This window comes from Mycolicibacterium lutetiense, assembly GCF_017876775.1.
Lineage (GTDB): Bacteria > Actinomycetota > Actinomycetes > Mycobacteriales > Mycobacteriaceae > Mycobacterium > Mycobacterium lutetiense.
Map to the genome: position 1 here is coordinate 3,733,875 of NZ_JAGIOP010000002.1, position 14,616 is coordinate 3,748,490.

12 protein-coding genes, 1 tRNA gene and 1 other RNA gene are annotated in these 14,616 nt (G+C 67.8%); 6 read left to right on the forward strand and 8 right to left on the reverse strand.

Annotation, left to right across the window (positions count from 1 at the left end; all coding sequences use genetic code 11):
• The first annotated feature begins 36 nt into the window (after positions 1 to 36).
• Together JOF57_RS27255 and JOF57_RS27260 are read left to right on the forward strand one after the other, a co-directional pair.
• Positions 37 to 2,835, forward strand: a complete 2,799-nt coding sequence (locus tag JOF57_RS27255) for an ATP-binding protein (RefSeq protein WP_209922332.1) — start codon at positions 37 to 39, stop codon at positions 2,833 to 2,835.
• 52 nt (positions 2,836 to 2,887) lie between these two features.
• On the forward strand, positions 2,888 to 3,742 hold the full coding sequence (locus JOF57_RS27260; protein WP_209922334.1) for a hypothetical protein: 855 nt from the start codon (positions 2,888 to 2,890) through the stop codon (positions 3,740 to 3,742).
• Here JOF57_RS27260 and JOF57_RS27265 read toward each other — a convergent pair.
• Positions 3,739 to 4,812 (reverse strand): ATP-dependent DNA ligase, encoded by a 1,074-nt coding sequence (locus tag JOF57_RS27265; RefSeq protein WP_209922337.1) that lies wholly within the window; start codon positions 4,810 to 4,812, stop codon positions 3,739 to 3,741. The genes JOF57_RS27260 and JOF57_RS27265 overlap by 4 nt on opposite strands.
• A gap of 51 nt (positions 4,813 to 4,863) precedes the next feature.
• Here JOF57_RS27265 and JOF57_RS27270 point away from each other — a divergent pair, with 51 nt between their 5' ends.
• A complete protein-coding gene (locus tag JOF57_RS27270; RefSeq protein ID WP_209922339.1) occupies positions 4,864 to 5,922 on the forward strand; it encodes an ATP-dependent DNA ligase in 1,059 nt (352 codons plus the stop codon).
• A 1-nt stretch (position 5,923) separates the two neighbouring features.
• Positions 5,924 to 6,967, forward strand: a complete 1,044-nt coding sequence (ligD, locus tag JOF57_RS27275) for a non-homologous end-joining DNA ligase (RefSeq protein WP_209922340.1) — start codon at positions 5,924 to 5,926, stop codon at positions 6,965 to 6,967.
• 72 nt (positions 6,968 to 7,039) lie between these two features.
• Here ligD and JOF57_RS27280 read toward each other — a convergent pair whose 3' ends face one another.
• From JOF57_RS27280 to JOF57_RS27310, 7 genes are all read right to left on the reverse strand, one after another.
• Complete coding sequence (locus tag JOF57_RS27280) at positions 7,040 to 7,603, reverse strand: TetR/AcrR family transcriptional regulator (RefSeq protein ID WP_209922342.1); 564 nt, start codon at positions 7,601 to 7,603, stop codon at positions 7,040 to 7,042.
• A gap of 16 nt (positions 7,604 to 7,619) precedes the next feature.
• Positions 7,620 to 8,084: a GreA/GreB family elongation factor gene (locus JOF57_RS27285; RefSeq protein WP_209922344.1), complete on the reverse strand. Its 465-nt coding sequence runs from the start codon at positions 8,082 to 8,084 to the stop codon at positions 7,620 to 7,622.
• Positions 8,085 to 8,180: 96 nt separating this feature from the next.
• Positions 8,181 to 9,431: an NAD(P)/FAD-dependent oxidoreductase gene (locus JOF57_RS27290; RefSeq protein ID WP_209922346.1), complete on the reverse strand. Its 1,251-nt coding sequence runs from the start codon at positions 9,429 to 9,431 to the stop codon at positions 8,181 to 8,183.
• Between the two features lie 74 nt (positions 9,432 to 9,505).
• On the reverse strand, positions 9,506 to 11,071 hold the full coding sequence (locus JOF57_RS27295) for a PucR family transcriptional regulator (protein ID WP_209922348.1): 1,566 nt from the start codon (positions 11,069 to 11,071) through the stop codon (positions 9,506 to 9,508).
• A 3-nt stretch (positions 11,072 to 11,074) separates the two neighbouring features.
• Positions 11,075 to 12,097 (reverse strand): S1C family serine protease, encoded by a 1,023-nt coding sequence (locus JOF57_RS27300; RefSeq protein WP_209922349.1) that lies wholly within the window; start codon positions 12,095 to 12,097, stop codon positions 11,075 to 11,077.
• 83 nt (positions 12,098 to 12,180) lie between these two features.
• The gene (locus JOF57_RS27305; protein ID WP_209922351.1) at positions 12,181 to 12,885 is read right to left on the reverse strand and encodes a lipid uptake coordinator LucA; all 705 of its coding nucleotides are present in this window, start codon (positions 12,883 to 12,885) and stop codon (positions 12,181 to 12,183) included.
• A gap of 82 nt (positions 12,886 to 12,967) precedes the next feature.
• Positions 12,968 to 13,053, reverse strand: a tRNA-Ser gene (locus JOF57_RS27310).
• 70 nt (positions 13,054 to 13,123) lie between these two features.
• On the opposite strand from JOF57_RS27310, the gene ffs reads away from it, so the two are divergent.
• Positions 13,124 to 13,218, forward strand: an RNA gene (gene ffs / locus JOF57_RS27315) — signal recognition particle sRNA small type.
• A gap of 34 nt (positions 13,219 to 13,252) precedes the next feature.
• Positions 13,253 to 14,533, forward strand: coding sequence for an aspartate aminotransferase type Ic (locus tag JOF57_RS27320; protein WP_209923780.1), 1,281 nt, complete (start codon positions 13,253 to 13,255; stop codon positions 14,531 to 14,533).
• Positions 14,534 to 14,616 lie beyond the last annotated feature (83 nt).

Here is a 14,616-nt window from a genome sequence, read left to right on the forward strand (position 1 = left end):
TGATAAGGTCTCGGCAAAATTCGGAGCGGTGGTGTGATGGCGACTATGGGCGTAGTCCCGTCTCTACGTGGCCGCGTCAGCGAATGCGCGGCACTTCGAACCCTGGTATCGGGTGGCCGTTCCGGCGGCAGCGCGGTGCTGGTGGTGCGCGGCGAGGCGGGCGTCGGTAAGACGGCGCTGCTCGACTATGTCGTCGAACATGCGCCGGGGTTTCGGGTGACCCAGGTGGCCGGGGTCGAGTCCGACATGGAACTCGCCTTCGCCGGATTGCATCAGCTGTGCGCACCGCTGCTGGATCACCTCGACAAACTTCCCGAACCGCAGCGCGACGCGCTCTCGGTGGCATTCGGTCGTGGTGTCGGACCGGTACCGGACCGATTTCTGGTCGGCCTGGCGGTGCTCAGCCTGCTGGCGGCCGCTGCCGACAAGAAGCCACTGTTGTGTGTGATCGACGACGCGCAGTGGCTCGACCAGGTGTCGGTACAGACCCTGGGCTTCGTCGCGCGGCGGCTACTGGCAGAGCCGGTGGTACTCGTGTTCGCCGTCCGAGACCGCCACGATGGTGCTGCCGACGTACTGCCCGGCCTGCCCGAGCTGCGGGTCGAGGGGTTGTCGGACACCGACGCGAGGGAGCTGTTGGACTCGGTGTTTCTGGGCCGGCTCGACGAGCGGGTCCGAGACCGGGTCGTAGCCGAAACCCGCGGCAACCCGCTGGCACTGCTGGAGATTCCGCGTGACGTGCCGGCAGCAGAGCTGGCCGGCGGTTTCTGGCTCGGCCCGGCGCGCCCATCGGTGGGTCAGGTTGAGGATGGGTTCGTCCGCCGAATCCAGTCGCTGCCTCACGACACCCGGCGGCTGGTGTTGCTCGCCGCGGCCGATCCGCTCGGCGACCCGATGCTGTTCTCCCGGGCCGCAGGGCATTTGGGGATCGGCATGGATGCGCTGGCACCGGCCGATGCGGCCGGGGTGATCGAGTTCGGATCACGCATGCGCTTTCACCACCCCCTGATTCGGTCGGCTGCCTACCGGTCGGCCAACGTGGCCGATCGCCGGGACGTACACCGGGCCTTGGCCATTGCCACCGACCCCGACGTCGATCCCGACCGCCGGGCCTGGCATGCGGCCAACGCCGCGGCCGGTCCCGACGACGCGGTGGCCGCCGAATTGGAAGCGTCGGCATGGCGTGCCCAGAGCCGAGGCGGAATCGCCGCCGCGGCGATCTTCCTCGAGCGGGCGGCGATCCTGTCCGCCGATCCGGCCCTGCGCAGCTCACGGGCGATCGCGGCCGCCAGGGCCAAACGTGAGGCGGCGGTCCCCGAAGCTGCCTACGAGCTGCTCTCCCTGGCTGAACTGAACCCGTTGACCGAGCTGCAGCGGGCCGAGGTGGGCCGGTTGCGGGCGCAGATGGAATTCACCCGCAGCCGGGGCGGCTTTCCAGGTGCGCCACCGGTCCGCCAGGCCGCCGCGTTGCTGCTCGACGCCGCCAAGCGGCTGGAAAACCTTGACGACGAGCTGGCCCGCGAGACCTATATGGAGGCGCTTGCCGCCGCGATGTTTGCTTCGCGCAGCCAAACGGAGGCCCTCGTGCTGGCCGCCGAGGCGGCGCGCGGCGCGGTCGAGCGGATCGATGGGCCGACACGGCCCATCGATCTACTCCTCATCGGCATGGCGAATCTGATCATCGATGGACTGCCCGCGGCGGCCTCGCCCCTTCGCGCCGCGCTGGAGCTGTGGTGTGAGCACGCCCGGCGCCATGATGGCAGGGCGCTGCACTGGTTGGCGTTGGCTTTCCCGATCGTGCACGAATCCGCTGCCCATGAGATCTGGGACGACGATTTGGTCGACCGGCTGGCCACCGACATGGTGGGGTATGCCCGCGCCACCGGCGCGCTGGCCCTCCTTCCGCCGGCGATTGCCTACCAGGCCGGTGTACAGACGCATTCAGGTGAATTCGTCATGGCCGCAAGGACTATGGAGGAGGCCGACTCGATCTCTGCGGCGATCGGCCATCGTCCGATGAAGTACCACAAGGTGGAACTGGCCGCTTGGCGGGGCGATCTCACCGAAGCGGGCGACCTCATCGAGGCAGGCATGGCCGAGGGAACCGCCAAGGGCGAGGGCCGGCTGCTGGGGGCGGCCGACTATGCCGCCGCAGTGCTCTACAACGGGCTGGGCCGGTACGAGGAGGCCTTGGCCGCTGCCAGAAGGGCATGCGAATACCACGACATCGGGTTCTACTGCTGGACCCTGATCGAGCTGGTTGAGGCCGGCATGCGTGCCGACGGGCGGGATGTCGCCGAGGATGCGGTGCGCCGGTTGGAGGTGTGTACGGCGTCCAGCGGAACCGATTGGGGGCTGGGTGTATTGGCCGCCGTACGGGCGCTCGTCGCGGACGACACCGAGGCCGAGGTGCTCTTCGAGGAGTCTGTGGAGCGGCTCAGCCGCACTCGGATCAGGGTGCAACTGGCCCGGACCCATCTCCGTTACGGGGAATGGTTGCGTCGCCAGAAGCAACGCACCCGCGCCCGCGAACATCTCAACACTGCCTATGAGATGTTCACCAAGATGGGCGCCGAGGGGTTCGCCGAACGTGCCCGGCGTGAGCTGACCGCCACCGGTGAGAAGGTGCGCAAACAGCCGATGGCCTCAGGCGACAAATTGACCGCCCAGGAGTCGCAGATCGCCCAGTTGGCCCGCGACGGGCTGACCAATCAGGAGATCGGCGCACAGTTGTTCATCAGCACCCATACCGTCGAATGGCACCTGCGCAAGGTTTTCGTCAAGCTCGGTGTCCGGTCACGCCGACAGCTGCGCTCTGTGTCGTGGAGCAGTTGAACCACGGGTTTTCAAGGGTCCCGAGCGTCATTGCATCAGCGAGGCTCATCGCATGGCGACGATTCTGTTGCAGACCACGATCACGGAGAATCCCGACGATTGGGATGTCGGCCGATTCTCGATGCTGGCGGGTGAGTTGCGTGCGGACGGCCACGAGGTGCTGGCCCGTAACCGGACCGATCATGCGGGGCAGGATCCGGTGCTCAGCCATCTCGATGAGCTCGGATTCGACCAGCTGTGGTTGATGGCCGTCGACGTCGGCGACGGTCTGACGCCCGGCGAATGTGCGGCGATCGGCCGGTTTCGCGGACTCGGCGGCGGGGTGCTCACCGCCCGTGATCATCAGGACCTGGGCAGCTGCCTGAAGGGACTCGGCGCGTTGGGGCAGGTCAACGAGTTTCACGATGGCAGCCTGGACCCGGAGTCACGCTGCGACGACCGGGACAATCCGGGCATCTCGTGGCCCAACTTTCACTCGGGCGCCAACGGCGATTACCAGCCGGTGCTGGTCGAGGAGCCGGTGCACCAGCTGCTACGCACCTCCCGAACCGCCACCGGCCGGATCGAGTGGTTCCCGGCTCACCCTCACGAGGGGGCGGTCTCGGCCCGGGTGCCGTTCGCAACGGTGGTGGCTCAGGGCCGCAGCACCGCGACCGGCAGACAGTTCAATCTCGCGGTGGCACTCGACGGTGAGTGCACGCCGGAGGGCAGGCCGATGGGGCGAGCCGTTGCCGAGTCGACCTTCCACCACTTCGCCGACTACAACTGGGATTTGGCCCATGGGGCGCCTTCGTTCGTCACCGATCGGCCCGGCCGGCAGATCGGGGACGATCCGTCCCGTCTTGGAGTGTTCAAGGATTACGTGCGCAACCTCGCCACCTGGCTACAGCCGCCGGATCACCACTAGCCGGGAAGCAGGCCCGGCACGATGTCGTTGAGCCCGAAGGTGACGGGCTGGTCCAGCTGGGCGTAGGTGCACGAGGACGGATCCCGGTCGGGTCGCCAGCGGTTGAACTGGGCGGTGTGCCGGAACCGCCTGCCCTCCATGTGGTCGTAGCGCACCTCGACAACGCGCTCGGGGCGTAGCGGCACGAAGGACAGATCCTTGCCGGCGTTCCAGCGTGAGCCGCCGCCATATCGGCGTGCCAGATCCGGGTTGGCAGCCAGCTGTGCGGCCCAGTTCCAGGGGTGGTTCTCGAAACTGGTTACCAGGGACTGTAATTCGGTGAAGAGCTCACGGCGTCGAGCCATCGGGAAGGCACCGATGACGCCGACGGATGCGAGTTCGCCGTCATCGGTGTAGAGCCCGAGCAGCAGTGAGCCGACCGCGTCCGGGCCCGACTTGTGGAGCCGATAGCCGGCGACCACGCAGTCGGCGGTGCGCTGATGCTTGATCTTCACCATGACCCGTTTGTCGGGCTGATAGGTGAGCGTGAGCGGTTTGGCGATCAGCCCGTCGAGCCCGGCTCCCTCGAATTCCTCGAACCAGCGCCGCGCGGTCGGTAGATCCGTGGTCGCCGGGGTGACGTGAAATGACCGACCCGAACCCAGCGCGTCGACAAGGGCGGCGCGACGGTCACTGAACGGTCGCCCCGTCAGGTCGTCGTCACCCAGGGCGAGTAGATCGAAGGCGATGAAGCAGGCCGGGGTCTGTTCGGCCAGCAGGCGCACGCGGGATGCCGCCGGGTGCAGACGCAGTTGCAGGGCCTCGAAGTCCAGGCCACGTGCGGTGGGTAGGACGATTTCGCCATCGACCACGCACCGCGGCGGGAGCTCGGCCCTGGCGGCCTCGACGAGTTCGGGGAAGTACCGGGTCATCGGTCGCTCGTTGCGGCTGCCCAACTCGACTTCGTCACCGTCGCGGAACACCAACGCCCGGAAGCCGTCCCATTTGGGTTCGTAGGACGCGTCCGGTGGGATCACCGCCGCCGCCTTGGCCAGCATCGGTGAGACGGGCGGCATCACAGGTAGGCGCATCAATGTCATTCTCACCGATGACATTGCCGCGTGTCGGAGGTCTAGGTAACTATGGAACCCGTGGACTTGCCGGTGCAGCCCCCGATCGAACCGATGCTCGCCAAAGCCCAGGTGAAAGTGCCCGATGAGGCCGGGGTCTGGTCGTATGAACCGAAATGGGACGGCTTCCGCGCGCTGGCCTTCCGGGACGGCGACGAGGTGGTGCTGCAGTCGCGCAGCGGAAAGGAACTCGGGCGTTACTTCCCCGAATTGCTCGACGCGCTGCGTGACGAGCTCGCCGACCGATGTGTCCTCGATGGTGAAGTGGTGGTGCCGCGTGAGATTGACGGTCGGGTCCGGCTGGACTGGGAGTCGTTGTCGCAGCGCATCCACCCCGCCGAGTCGAGGGTGCGGATGCTCGCCGAGCAGACGCCGGCGCACTTCATCGGGTTCGATGCCCTGGCAAACGGTGACCGGTCGTTGCTCGCCGAGCCGTTCCGGGTGCGCCGGGAAGTGCTGATCGAGGCGGTCAAGGCCAAGCAGTGGTGCCATGTCACGCGCACCACCACCGATCCCGAACTCGGTGCCCAGTGGTTGCAGACATTCGAGGGTGCCGGGCTCGACGGGGTGATCGCCAAGAAGCTCGACGGGCACTACCTGCCGGGCAAGCGGGAGATGGTCAAGGTCAAGCACCACCGCGACGCCGACTGCGTGGCGATGGGTTACCGCATCCACAAGAGCGGGGAGGGCGTCGGCTCGATCCTGCTGGGCCTCTACCGGGCCGACGGGGAGCTGCAGATGGTTGGTGGTGCAGCCTCGTTCAGCGTCAAGGACCGGATCAAGCTTTTGGCGGACCTGGAGCCGCTGCGGGAGGGCGACGAAGTCCGCGAAGGTGATCCCAGCCGCTGGAACTCGGCCGCCGACAAGCGCTGGATTCCGGTGCGCCCGGAGAAGGTGTGCGAGGTGGCCTATGACCAGATGGAGGGCAACACCGTTCACGGGATGCGGTTCCGGCATGCGGTGAAGTTCCGGCGGTGGCGCCCGGACCGGGAACCGGCGAGCTGCACGTTCGACCAACTCGACGTGCCGTTGAACTACGACCTGTACGACGTCCTCGCGAAGGAGAGCTGAGATGGCAACACCAGCAACCGAACTCGACGTCGACGGGGTGAAGGTCCGCTTCACCAACCCGGACAAGGTGTACTACCCGAAGCTCGGCGCGGCCGGGACCAAGGGCAAGTTGATGGAGTACTACCTCAGCGTCGCCGACCGGATGGTGATGCTGTTGAAAGATCGGCCCACGCATCTCCAGCGATTCCCCGACGGCATCGAGGGGGAGGAGATCTACCAGAAGCGGGTGCCGCAGAAACATCCCGAGTACCTGGAGACCTGCGTCGTCACCTTCCCGTCGGGGCGTACTGCCGACGCCCTCAAGGTGACCCATCCGGCGGCGATCGCGTGGGCCGCGCAGATGGGCACGATCACGTTGCATCCCTGGCAGGTGCGCTGCCCGGACACCGAACATCCCGACGAGTTGCGCATCGACCTGGACCCGCAGCCGGGCACCGGCTTCAGCGAGGCTGCCGCGATCGCCTGCGATGTGCTCAAACCGCTGCTCGATGAACTCGGCCTGGTCGGCTATCCCAAAACCTCGGGCGGTCGCGGCGTGCACATCTTCCTGCCGATCTTGACCGACTGGGATTTCATCGCGGTGCGCCGGGCCGGTATCGCCCTGGCCCGTGAAGTGGAACGACGCGCCCCGGACGAGGTGACCACCTCGTGGTGGAAGGAAGAACGCGGAGAGCGACTGTTCATCGACTACAACCAGAACGCCCGCGACCGCACCTTCGCCTCGGCGTACTCGGCCCGCAAGACCCCGATCGCCACCGTCTCGATGCCGCTGGCCTGGGATGAGCTGCGCGACGCCAACCCCGACGACTACACGATCACCACCGCGCCGGATTTCCTTGCCGGGCGCCAGGATCCGTGGGCCGGCATCGATTCTGGCAAGCAGTCGCTGCAGCCGCTGCTGGATCTGGTCGCCGCCGATGAAGAGCGTGGCCTGGGTGATCTGCCGTACCCGCCGAGCTATCCCAAGATGCCAGGGGAGCCGCCACGGGTACAACCCAGCAAGAAGGTCGCCGAGCACTGGGATGAGGACGGCAACCCGAAGTAGGGCCACGTCGAAAGTGACGCAAACGTTGTTGCAGCGGGCCGAACACGACGTCTGCGTCGCGCTCGGCGTACCTCAGCTCCCCAGCATCAAATCCAGAAAACGCTCGTAGCGGTCGGCGGTGGTCAAGGCTGAGGCGGAGTCCATCAGGTGCAGCACCCCGATACCCGTCGCGAAGGTGGCCTGGCCGCGCAGGGCAGCGTCCTCCGGGCTGAACCCGTAGTCGAGATATGCCTTGGTGACCGCGACCAGAACGCGATGGTCGGCCGCGCGCACATTCGCCGCGGCCACCTCGTCGGACCGGGCCCACTCCCGCATCGCGCGCTCCAACGTCCAGTGCTGCGGGCCGAGCAGCTGCTGCATCATCTGCGACAGTCGTTCGCGCGGAGGCAGGTGTTCGAGTTCGGCCAGTGAGCGGCGGTCCTGCTCCAGGAACGCATTCCACGACGCGACCAGGGCAGCCCGATAGCCCTTCATGTCGGTGAAGTGCCAGTAGAAGCTGCCCCGGGTCGCGCCGATCTGCTCGCAGAGGCGTTCGATCTTCAGCGCCCGCATCCCGTCGGAAGCCAGCAGGGCATACCCGGCCTGCACCCAATCATCGGCGGTCAAGCTGCCGGGTGTGCCCTTGCGTTCGGCCATCCGAACAGAGTAGGACCTACCCGGCGGTTGGCAGGTGCATCCCGAAAGGCACCGCGCTGATCAGGGTGACCGGCACGGCCTCGCCGCTGGGCACCGGGTAGCTGCGGTGCTCACCGGGACGCGCGCCGACGATGGCCTCACCCAACGGGGAGTTCACCGAATAGACTTCCAGGTCACCGTATTCGGCGCCGCGGACCCCCAACAGGAAGGTCTCGATGTCGCCGGTCTGGTCATAGCGCACGGTCAGTACCATTCCCGGCTCGGCGACCCCGTCGTCGGCCGGATTCTCGCCGACCACGGCGTACAGCAGTATGTCGTGGATGTGCTGGATGCGGGCCTGGCGAGCTCGCTGGATGGCGACCTCGTTCTCGTCAGAGTCGGACGCCGCTTCGGTCGCGATCAGGTCGCGCAGCGTCGACAATTCGGTCTGCAGGCGGTCGTAGGCCTCGGGGGACAACCAAATACGTTGGCTGACAGTCATTGTGGATTCCTTCCGGTTATGCGGAGTTGCCGTCAGGGGCGGGTTGGGTGCCGCCACTGACGGCTTGGGTGCCCGACAGGGCGAAGTCGTGAAGTGTCAGCGCCGGGGATCGAATTCCCGCAGCGCCTCGGGTTGCTTTCCGGTGGTCATGTACTCGGCGAGCAACCGGCCGGTGACAGGACCGTGCGCCAGCCCCCACATGCCGTGACCGCCGGCGACGTAGATGCCCTGTGCCACTTCGCCGATGAGCGGGCGGCCGTCCGAGCTGACCGGACGCGGGCCCACCCACACGTCGGTGCGGGCATCCCAGTCCACCCCGTCGAGCAGCGGAGCGGCCGACGCGATGATCGCGTCGACCCGCGGCGGTTGCAGCGGATCGTCGGGGGAACGGAATTCCATGGTTCCGGCCACCCGCAGTCCGCCGTGATACGGCGTGCAGGCGACGCGGGCGTCGGGCAGGTAGATGGGCCCGAGAAGCGGGCGGTCCACCGGCACGGTGAACGAGTAACCGCGGCCGGCCTGCACGGGCGTGCGGACCCACGGCTTTGCGAGTTTCGACAGCCACGCCCCGGTCGCGATCACGGCGGTCTCGGCTCTCAGCGAACGGTCCGCCAGGTCCACGTTGACGTTGGCGCCCACGGCACGCACGTCGGTAACTTCGCCGATGACCAGCTCCGCGCCCCTGGCGATGACGGCATCGCCGAGCGCGTGAACGAACCGGCCCGGGTCCACGAAGCGCTGGCCTTCCACGCTGATACCCGCGGTGATCGCCGACGAGGCCAGCGGGACATGGTCGCGCAGCCTGTCACCGGACAGGCTGGTGACCGTGACGGTCTGACCGATGGCGGCCATTCGGCGGAGTTCGGTCATCAGATGCTCGGCCTGACGAGTGGTTTCGAACAGCGCGGTGATCGGCCCGTCGGTGGTGGGCACCGCCACGCCGTTGGAGGTCAGCACGTCGTAGACCTCGAGGCACTCCTGGTTGAGCGGCACGTTGGCTTTCGCGACCCTGGTCCAGGTCGACTGCCGGCAGTTCATGGCAAACCGGCCCAGAAACGCCAGCAACCGGGGGCCCGATGTCAGCGGGATGTGCAAGGGGGCGGCCGGGTTGAAAAGTGACCGGATGCCGTAACGCAGCAGGGCCGGATCGTTGAGCGGGATGGTCAGCGTCGGCGAAACCCAGCCGGCGTTGCCCCACGACGCACCTGCACCGATTCCGGTGCGGTCGACGACGGTGACCTCGACCCCGTGCTCCTGGAGAAACCATGCGGTGGACAGGCCGACGATGCCGGCACCCACGACGACCGCCGACCGCGGTGCACCGTCAATGCGCTCGACCCCATACATGCACCCATGGTGCCGGAGGTCAGCCCCGTTGCGTTTGCGCTAACTCGACAAAAGGAAGGGTGACGATTGTCGAGTTACGACAGACCCTCGGTCGCTGCCAACTCGATCATCATCGCCAGTCGCTTGCGCGCATCGGCCAGGTCCAACTGGGTGAGTTCGGCCATCTTGCGCAGACGGTAGCGCACGGTGTTCTCGTGCACACCGAGCGCCCGCCCGGCCCCGGCCAGATCGCCCTGGGCCTCCAACCAGGCCCGCAGCGTGACCGCATAGTGCGTGCCAGCGGCCTGATCGTGGGCCCGTAGCTCGGCGACGGGGCCGCGCTTCGGCGCACGACCGGCGCGGGCGGCGATCCGCAGGCGCTGCAGCAGGATCTCGTCCCAGGCCTCGTCGTAGACCGGCACCCTCTCGTCGAGGCCGACGGTATCCCCGTGCCGGACCTCGTGCAGGACTTCGTGCAGGGCCAGGCACTCGTCGGCCTCACTGCGGGCCAGCGCCAGCTCGGCGGCGGTGGCCGGGCCGCTGATTCCGGCCAGCACGGTCACCGGCTCGGGCAATGCGGCGCGCAGACCCGCCACCCACCGGCTCGCGGTCTCGGCTTCGGCACCGGGCAGCACGGTGTAGACGGTGTTGCCGGCCAGGGCGCTGCGCCCGGGACGCGACCAGCCGAAACCCGCGGTCGCCCGCTCGAACGCCAGGAGCAGCGGGGCATGCCGCTCGTCCCCGGTCCGGGCCCGCAACGCGATCACCCGCAGCGGTGTCTGCGGCAACCCGAGCCGGCTGGCGGCCGTGGTGGCATCGGCGGCGCCCTCGAGGAGACGGATGACCAGTTCCGACTCCACCTGGCGTTCCAGGTCGGCGCTGGCGCGGGAGCGCAACAGATGCAGCGCGACCATGCGGGCTCCGTCGGCCAGCGCAGCCCGGCGCGCGTCGGGCAGGGGCGCGGCACATGCCACCCAGATCGAACCGAGCAGTTCACGACCGGCCCGGGCGGCCACCACCATCCGCCCGGTCAAGCCGAGCTCGTCATCGCCGTCGACGAACATCGGCTCATCCGATCCGGCCAGGTGACGGAACACCCCGCGGGCCTCGAACAGGGTGCGCAGCGGTTCGGATGCCCCACGGCTCAGGATCGTCTCGGCGCGGGCCGGATCGGCGTGCTGCTGCAGCCGCGAGTACGCCAGCAACGCGCTGCGTCGGTCCTCGATGGTGACCGCGCCACCCACGGCGTCGGCGAGGCTGTCGGCCAGTGCGAACAAATCGGTTGGGCCGCGCCCGGATTCGGTCTCCCGCCCTTCCAGCACGACACCGTAGATCACGGCCGCCAGCTCGCTCCAGGAGACTTCGGGCTCGACCGTCATCACCGCAATGCGGTTGTCGGCTGCCAGTTCATCGTCATCGGCGGGGCTGTGCGGACCGCGGACCAGAACCACCACGGCGCGCGCGGCCTTCGCCCACTCCATCGCCTCGGCCACCGACCCGGCCCCGACCGCCAGCAGGACATCACCGATGACCTGACCCGGTTCGTGCATCACCACGCTGCGCAGCTCGGTCGAGCGTGACGCCGGACTCGGGCCATGGGGGGCGTGCAGCCGCACCCCGTAGCCGCCCAGCACGTTGATCAGGCGGTCCAGCGTGACCATGGATTACGGCCCAGCGGCCAGCGTGGCCTTACCGGTGTGCTGCTGACCGCCCTGGTCGAACCAGGTCAGGCCGATCACGTCGCCCGGGTAGTGCCGATCGAGGACCAGCGTGAGGGTGCGCGCCGAATCGAGCGGGGTGTTGTCGATGCCGGTGAGTACGTCGCCCGGGATCAGGCCTGCCGCGTCGGCCGGGCCGCCGGCAATGACGTCCTGGACGATCACGCCGCCGCTCTGCCGCTGTGCGGTGCGGACACCGACGCCGAGCAGGGTCGGCGGTCCGATGTGCACCGAGGCCGACGGGATGCGCGCGCGGATCTGTCCGGCGACGGCCATCGCGTCGTTGATCGGGATCGCGAACCCCTTGCCGCCGGGGCCCATGCGGAAGTTCACCGACGCTGCGGTCGTCATACCCACGACCTGCCCGGCGGCGTTGACCACGGGACCGCCGGAGTCGCCGGCACGTACCGGTGCGGCGAACTCGAACAGCCCGTTGATCTCGTCACTGGTGCCGGTCAGCTCGTCTTCGGCGTTGACGGTGCGGTTGAACGCGCTGACGGTGCCCACCTCGTGCGTCAGGGGCGAGCCGGTGCCGCCGGCATTGCCGAGCGCGACGACGGGGTGGCCCGGTGCGAGCGCGGCCGAATCACCGATCGGCGCCGGTGGCAGGCCGGCCGCACCGTGCAGTTGCAGCACCGCGATGTCGTTCTGACGGTCGTAGCCGACCAGGTCCGCGGGGAATCTCTGACCGCCGACCGTGGCGCTGATCGAGTTGGCGCCCTGGACCACGTGATAGTTGGTCAGCACCTCACCGCTAGGTGACAGCACGATGCCGGTGCCTATGCCATAGGCCTGTTGGTAATCCACGACGGTGTCGATGCGGGCCACCGAAGGTTCGACCTGCGCAGCCGCCATCTCCGGGTCACCGGGTGCGGCGGAGGCGGGGGCAATCGGGGCGATAACGGCGGTCGCGGTGGTCACTGCCACCGCGACGATCGTTCTGAACGGATGTGAGCTCACTTTGCCCATATACCCATCTTCGCTGGATAAGTACCCGATGTCGACGCGGGTGACGCGTGTCAGTCCTCGGTGGTGACTTCGCTGCGCGAGGCTCAGCCCCGCCGCTTGGTGCCGCTCTTGCTGGACGGCCGCCGGTTGCGAAGCGTCTTGCCCTCGTCGGAGTCGGTCTCGTCCGCGTCGGTCTCGGTCGCCGTCTCAGACTCGGCGTCAGCCTCGGACTCGTCGTCCGCGGGCTCCTTCGCCAGGCTCACCTTCGCCGGCTCTTCGGCTTCGTCAGCCTCCTCGGCCGACTCAACGTCCTCGGTCTCGTCTGCCTTCTTGCGACCGCGGCGCTCGGCCTTCTCCCGGGTCTTGACCGGCTTCGGCGGCGGGGGCGGCAGTTCGGCGAGGAACGCCAGATAGAAGGCGAAGATGCCGAGCAGCGCGATCGCGGCGGCGGCGCCGTAGATCCCGAACAACCACGGGCCGTAGCCGTCCAGGGGCAGCCAGATCTCGGAGACGGCGGTGCCGACGATCAGTACCGCTGCCAGCACGTGCAGGGCGATCGACGCGGTCCGCAACCGGAGCGCCAACTCGGGGGTGGCCAGCTCCGGACGCTGGGTCCGCTGCAGCGTGAACACGACCGGCAGGGCCGCCAGACCGATCAGCACACCGGTGACGATGCGCAGGATCAGGCCGAGCGTGGGCGAGGTATCACCCACGAGCTCGGGCCATCGAGGGAGGACGAAAAAGAAATAGAGGCCGGCGGCCACGATCGAAAACGACACGTGCCAGATCACCGCGACGGTGCGGCCCATACTCCTCCTCGGGACTTAAGTGGGCCGGGGTGCGAGCTGCTGATCAGGGTTGATTCAGCAGGTCGCACCCCGGACCCGAGCGCGGAGGATAGGGGATTTGAACCCCTGAGGGCTATTAACCCAACCCGCGTTCCAGGCGAGCGCCATAGGCCACTAGGCGAATCCTCCGTCGACGATCCTAACTGACGCCCGGACCACTCCCGTCAACGGCGGGGGGAGGCCGGGTATTACACTCGCTTTCGGACCCCGCGCGGCGTCCATCCTGTGAACTCCCCCAGGGCCGGAAGGCAGCAAGGGTCAACGGGCTCTGGCGGGTGCGCGGGGTCCCCTTATGTCCAGCACGTTCCGCTTCTGTGAAAGGCGCGCGGTGTCGTTCCAGTCCCTCGGCCGAGACGATCTGCTCGCGCAGCACGAAATCCAGCAGCGCAACTACGCAGAGCTGCAGGCCAAGAACCTGAGTTTGGACCTGACCCGCGGTAAGCCGGCGCCCGAGCAGTTGGACCTGTCCAACGCGCTGCTGTCGCTGCCCGGCTCGGAAAAAGACTCGTATCGCGACCGCACCGGCACCGACACCCGCAACTACGGGGGCCTGCACGGCCTGCCCGAACTGCGGGAGATCTTCGGCGAACTGCTCGGAATCCCGGTGCAGAACCTGATCGCTGGGAACAACGCGAGCCTGGAGATGATGCACGACGTCATCGTCTTCTCCCTGTTGCACGGCGGGGTGGACTCGGTGCGGCCCTGGGCGGCGGAGGAGACGGTCAAGTTCCTGTGCCCCTCACCCGGATACGACCGCCACTTCGCGATCACCGAGTCCTTCGGGATCGAGATGATCGCGGTGCCGATGCGCGAGGACGGGCCCGACGTCGACCTGATCGAGGAACTCGTCGCGGCCGATCCGGCGATCAAGGGCATGTGGTGCGTACCGGTTTTCGGCAACCCGACCGGGGTCACCTACTCCTGGGAAGTTGTCCGGCGCCTCGTTCAAATGCGCACGGCAGCAAACGATTTCCGGTTGATGTGGGACAACGCCTATGCGGTCCACACGTTGACCGGCGACTTCATCCGCCAGGTCGACGTGCTGGGGCTGGCCGAGGCGGCCGGCAACCCGAACCGTCCGCTGGTGTTCGCCTCGACCTCCAAGATCACCTTCGCCGGAGCCGGGGTGAGCTTCCTGGGCGGCTCGCTGGGCAACATCGCCTGGTACCTGCAGCACGCGGGCAAGAAGACGATCGGACCGGACAAGATCAACCAGCTGCGCCACAGCCGCTTCTTCGGTGACGCCGACGGCGTGCGGCTGCAGATGCAGCGTCACCGCGAGCTGATCGCCCCCAAGTTCGCCCTGGTCGCCGAGATCCTTGAGGACCGGTTGGGGGAGTCGAAGATCGCGTCGTGGACGGATCCCAAGGGCGGCTACTTCGTCAGCCTCGACGTGTGGCCCGGCACCGCCAAGCGCACCGTCGCGTTGGCCAAGGACGCCGGGATCGCGGTGACCGAGGCGGGTGCGTCGTTCCCGTATCGCAAGGACCCCGAGGACAAGAACATCCGCGTCGCGCCGACGTTCCCGTCGTTGCCCGATGTGCGTGACGCGATCGACGGCCTGGCCACCTGCGCCCTGCTGGCGGCGACCGAGCAGCTTCTGCGTTGACTTGGAACTGACGCTGCTTTTGTGTGAGTAGCGGTGTGCGTGGTGTCAAAGTCAACGGGCACCGGCGCGACGTCTGACCCAGT

Bases quoted from the DNA above. Each gene is read 5' to 3' on its own strand.
- ligD (WP_209922340.1), top strand. From the start codon at position 5,924: ATGGCAACACCAGCAACCGAACTCGACGTCGACGGGGTGAAGGTCCGC.
- JOF57_RS27305 (WP_209922351.1), bottom strand. From the start codon at position 12,885: ATGGGCCGCACCGTCGCGGTGATCTGGCACGTGTCGTTTTCGATCGTG.
- JOF57_RS27300 (WP_209922349.1), bottom strand. From the start codon at position 12,097: ATGGGCAAAGTGAGCTCACATCCGTTCAGAACGATCGTCGCGGTGGCA.
- JOF57_RS27265 (WP_209922337.1), bottom strand. From the start codon at position 4,812: ATGCGCCTACCTGTGATGCCGCCCGTCTCACCGATGCTGGCCAAGGCG.
- JOF57_RS27285 (WP_209922344.1), bottom strand. From the start codon at position 8,084: ATGACTGTCAGCCAACGTATTTGGTTGTCCCCCGAGGCCTACGACCGC.
- JOF57_RS27260 (WP_209922334.1), top strand. From the start codon at position 2,888: ATGGCGACGATTCTGTTGCAGACCACGATCACGGAGAATCCCGACGAT.
- JOF57_RS27295 (WP_209922348.1), bottom strand. From the start codon at position 11,071: ATGGTCACGCTGGACCGCCTGATCAACGTGCTGGGCGGCTACGGGGTG.
- JOF57_RS27280 (WP_209922342.1), bottom strand. From the start codon at position 7,603: ATGGCCGAACGCAAGGGCACACCCGGCAGCTTGACCGCCGATGATTGG.
- JOF57_RS27270 (WP_209922339.1), top strand. From the start codon at position 4,864: ATGGAACCCGTGGACTTGCCGGTGCAGCCCCCGATCGAACCGATGCTC.
- JOF57_RS27255 (WP_209922332.1), top strand. From the start codon at position 37: ATGGCGACTATGGGCGTAGTCCCGTCTCTACGTGGCCGCGTCAGCGAA.
- JOF57_RS27290 (WP_209922346.1), bottom strand. From the start codon at position 9,431: ATGTATGGGGTCGAGCGCATTGACGGTGCACCGCGGTCGGCGGTCGTC.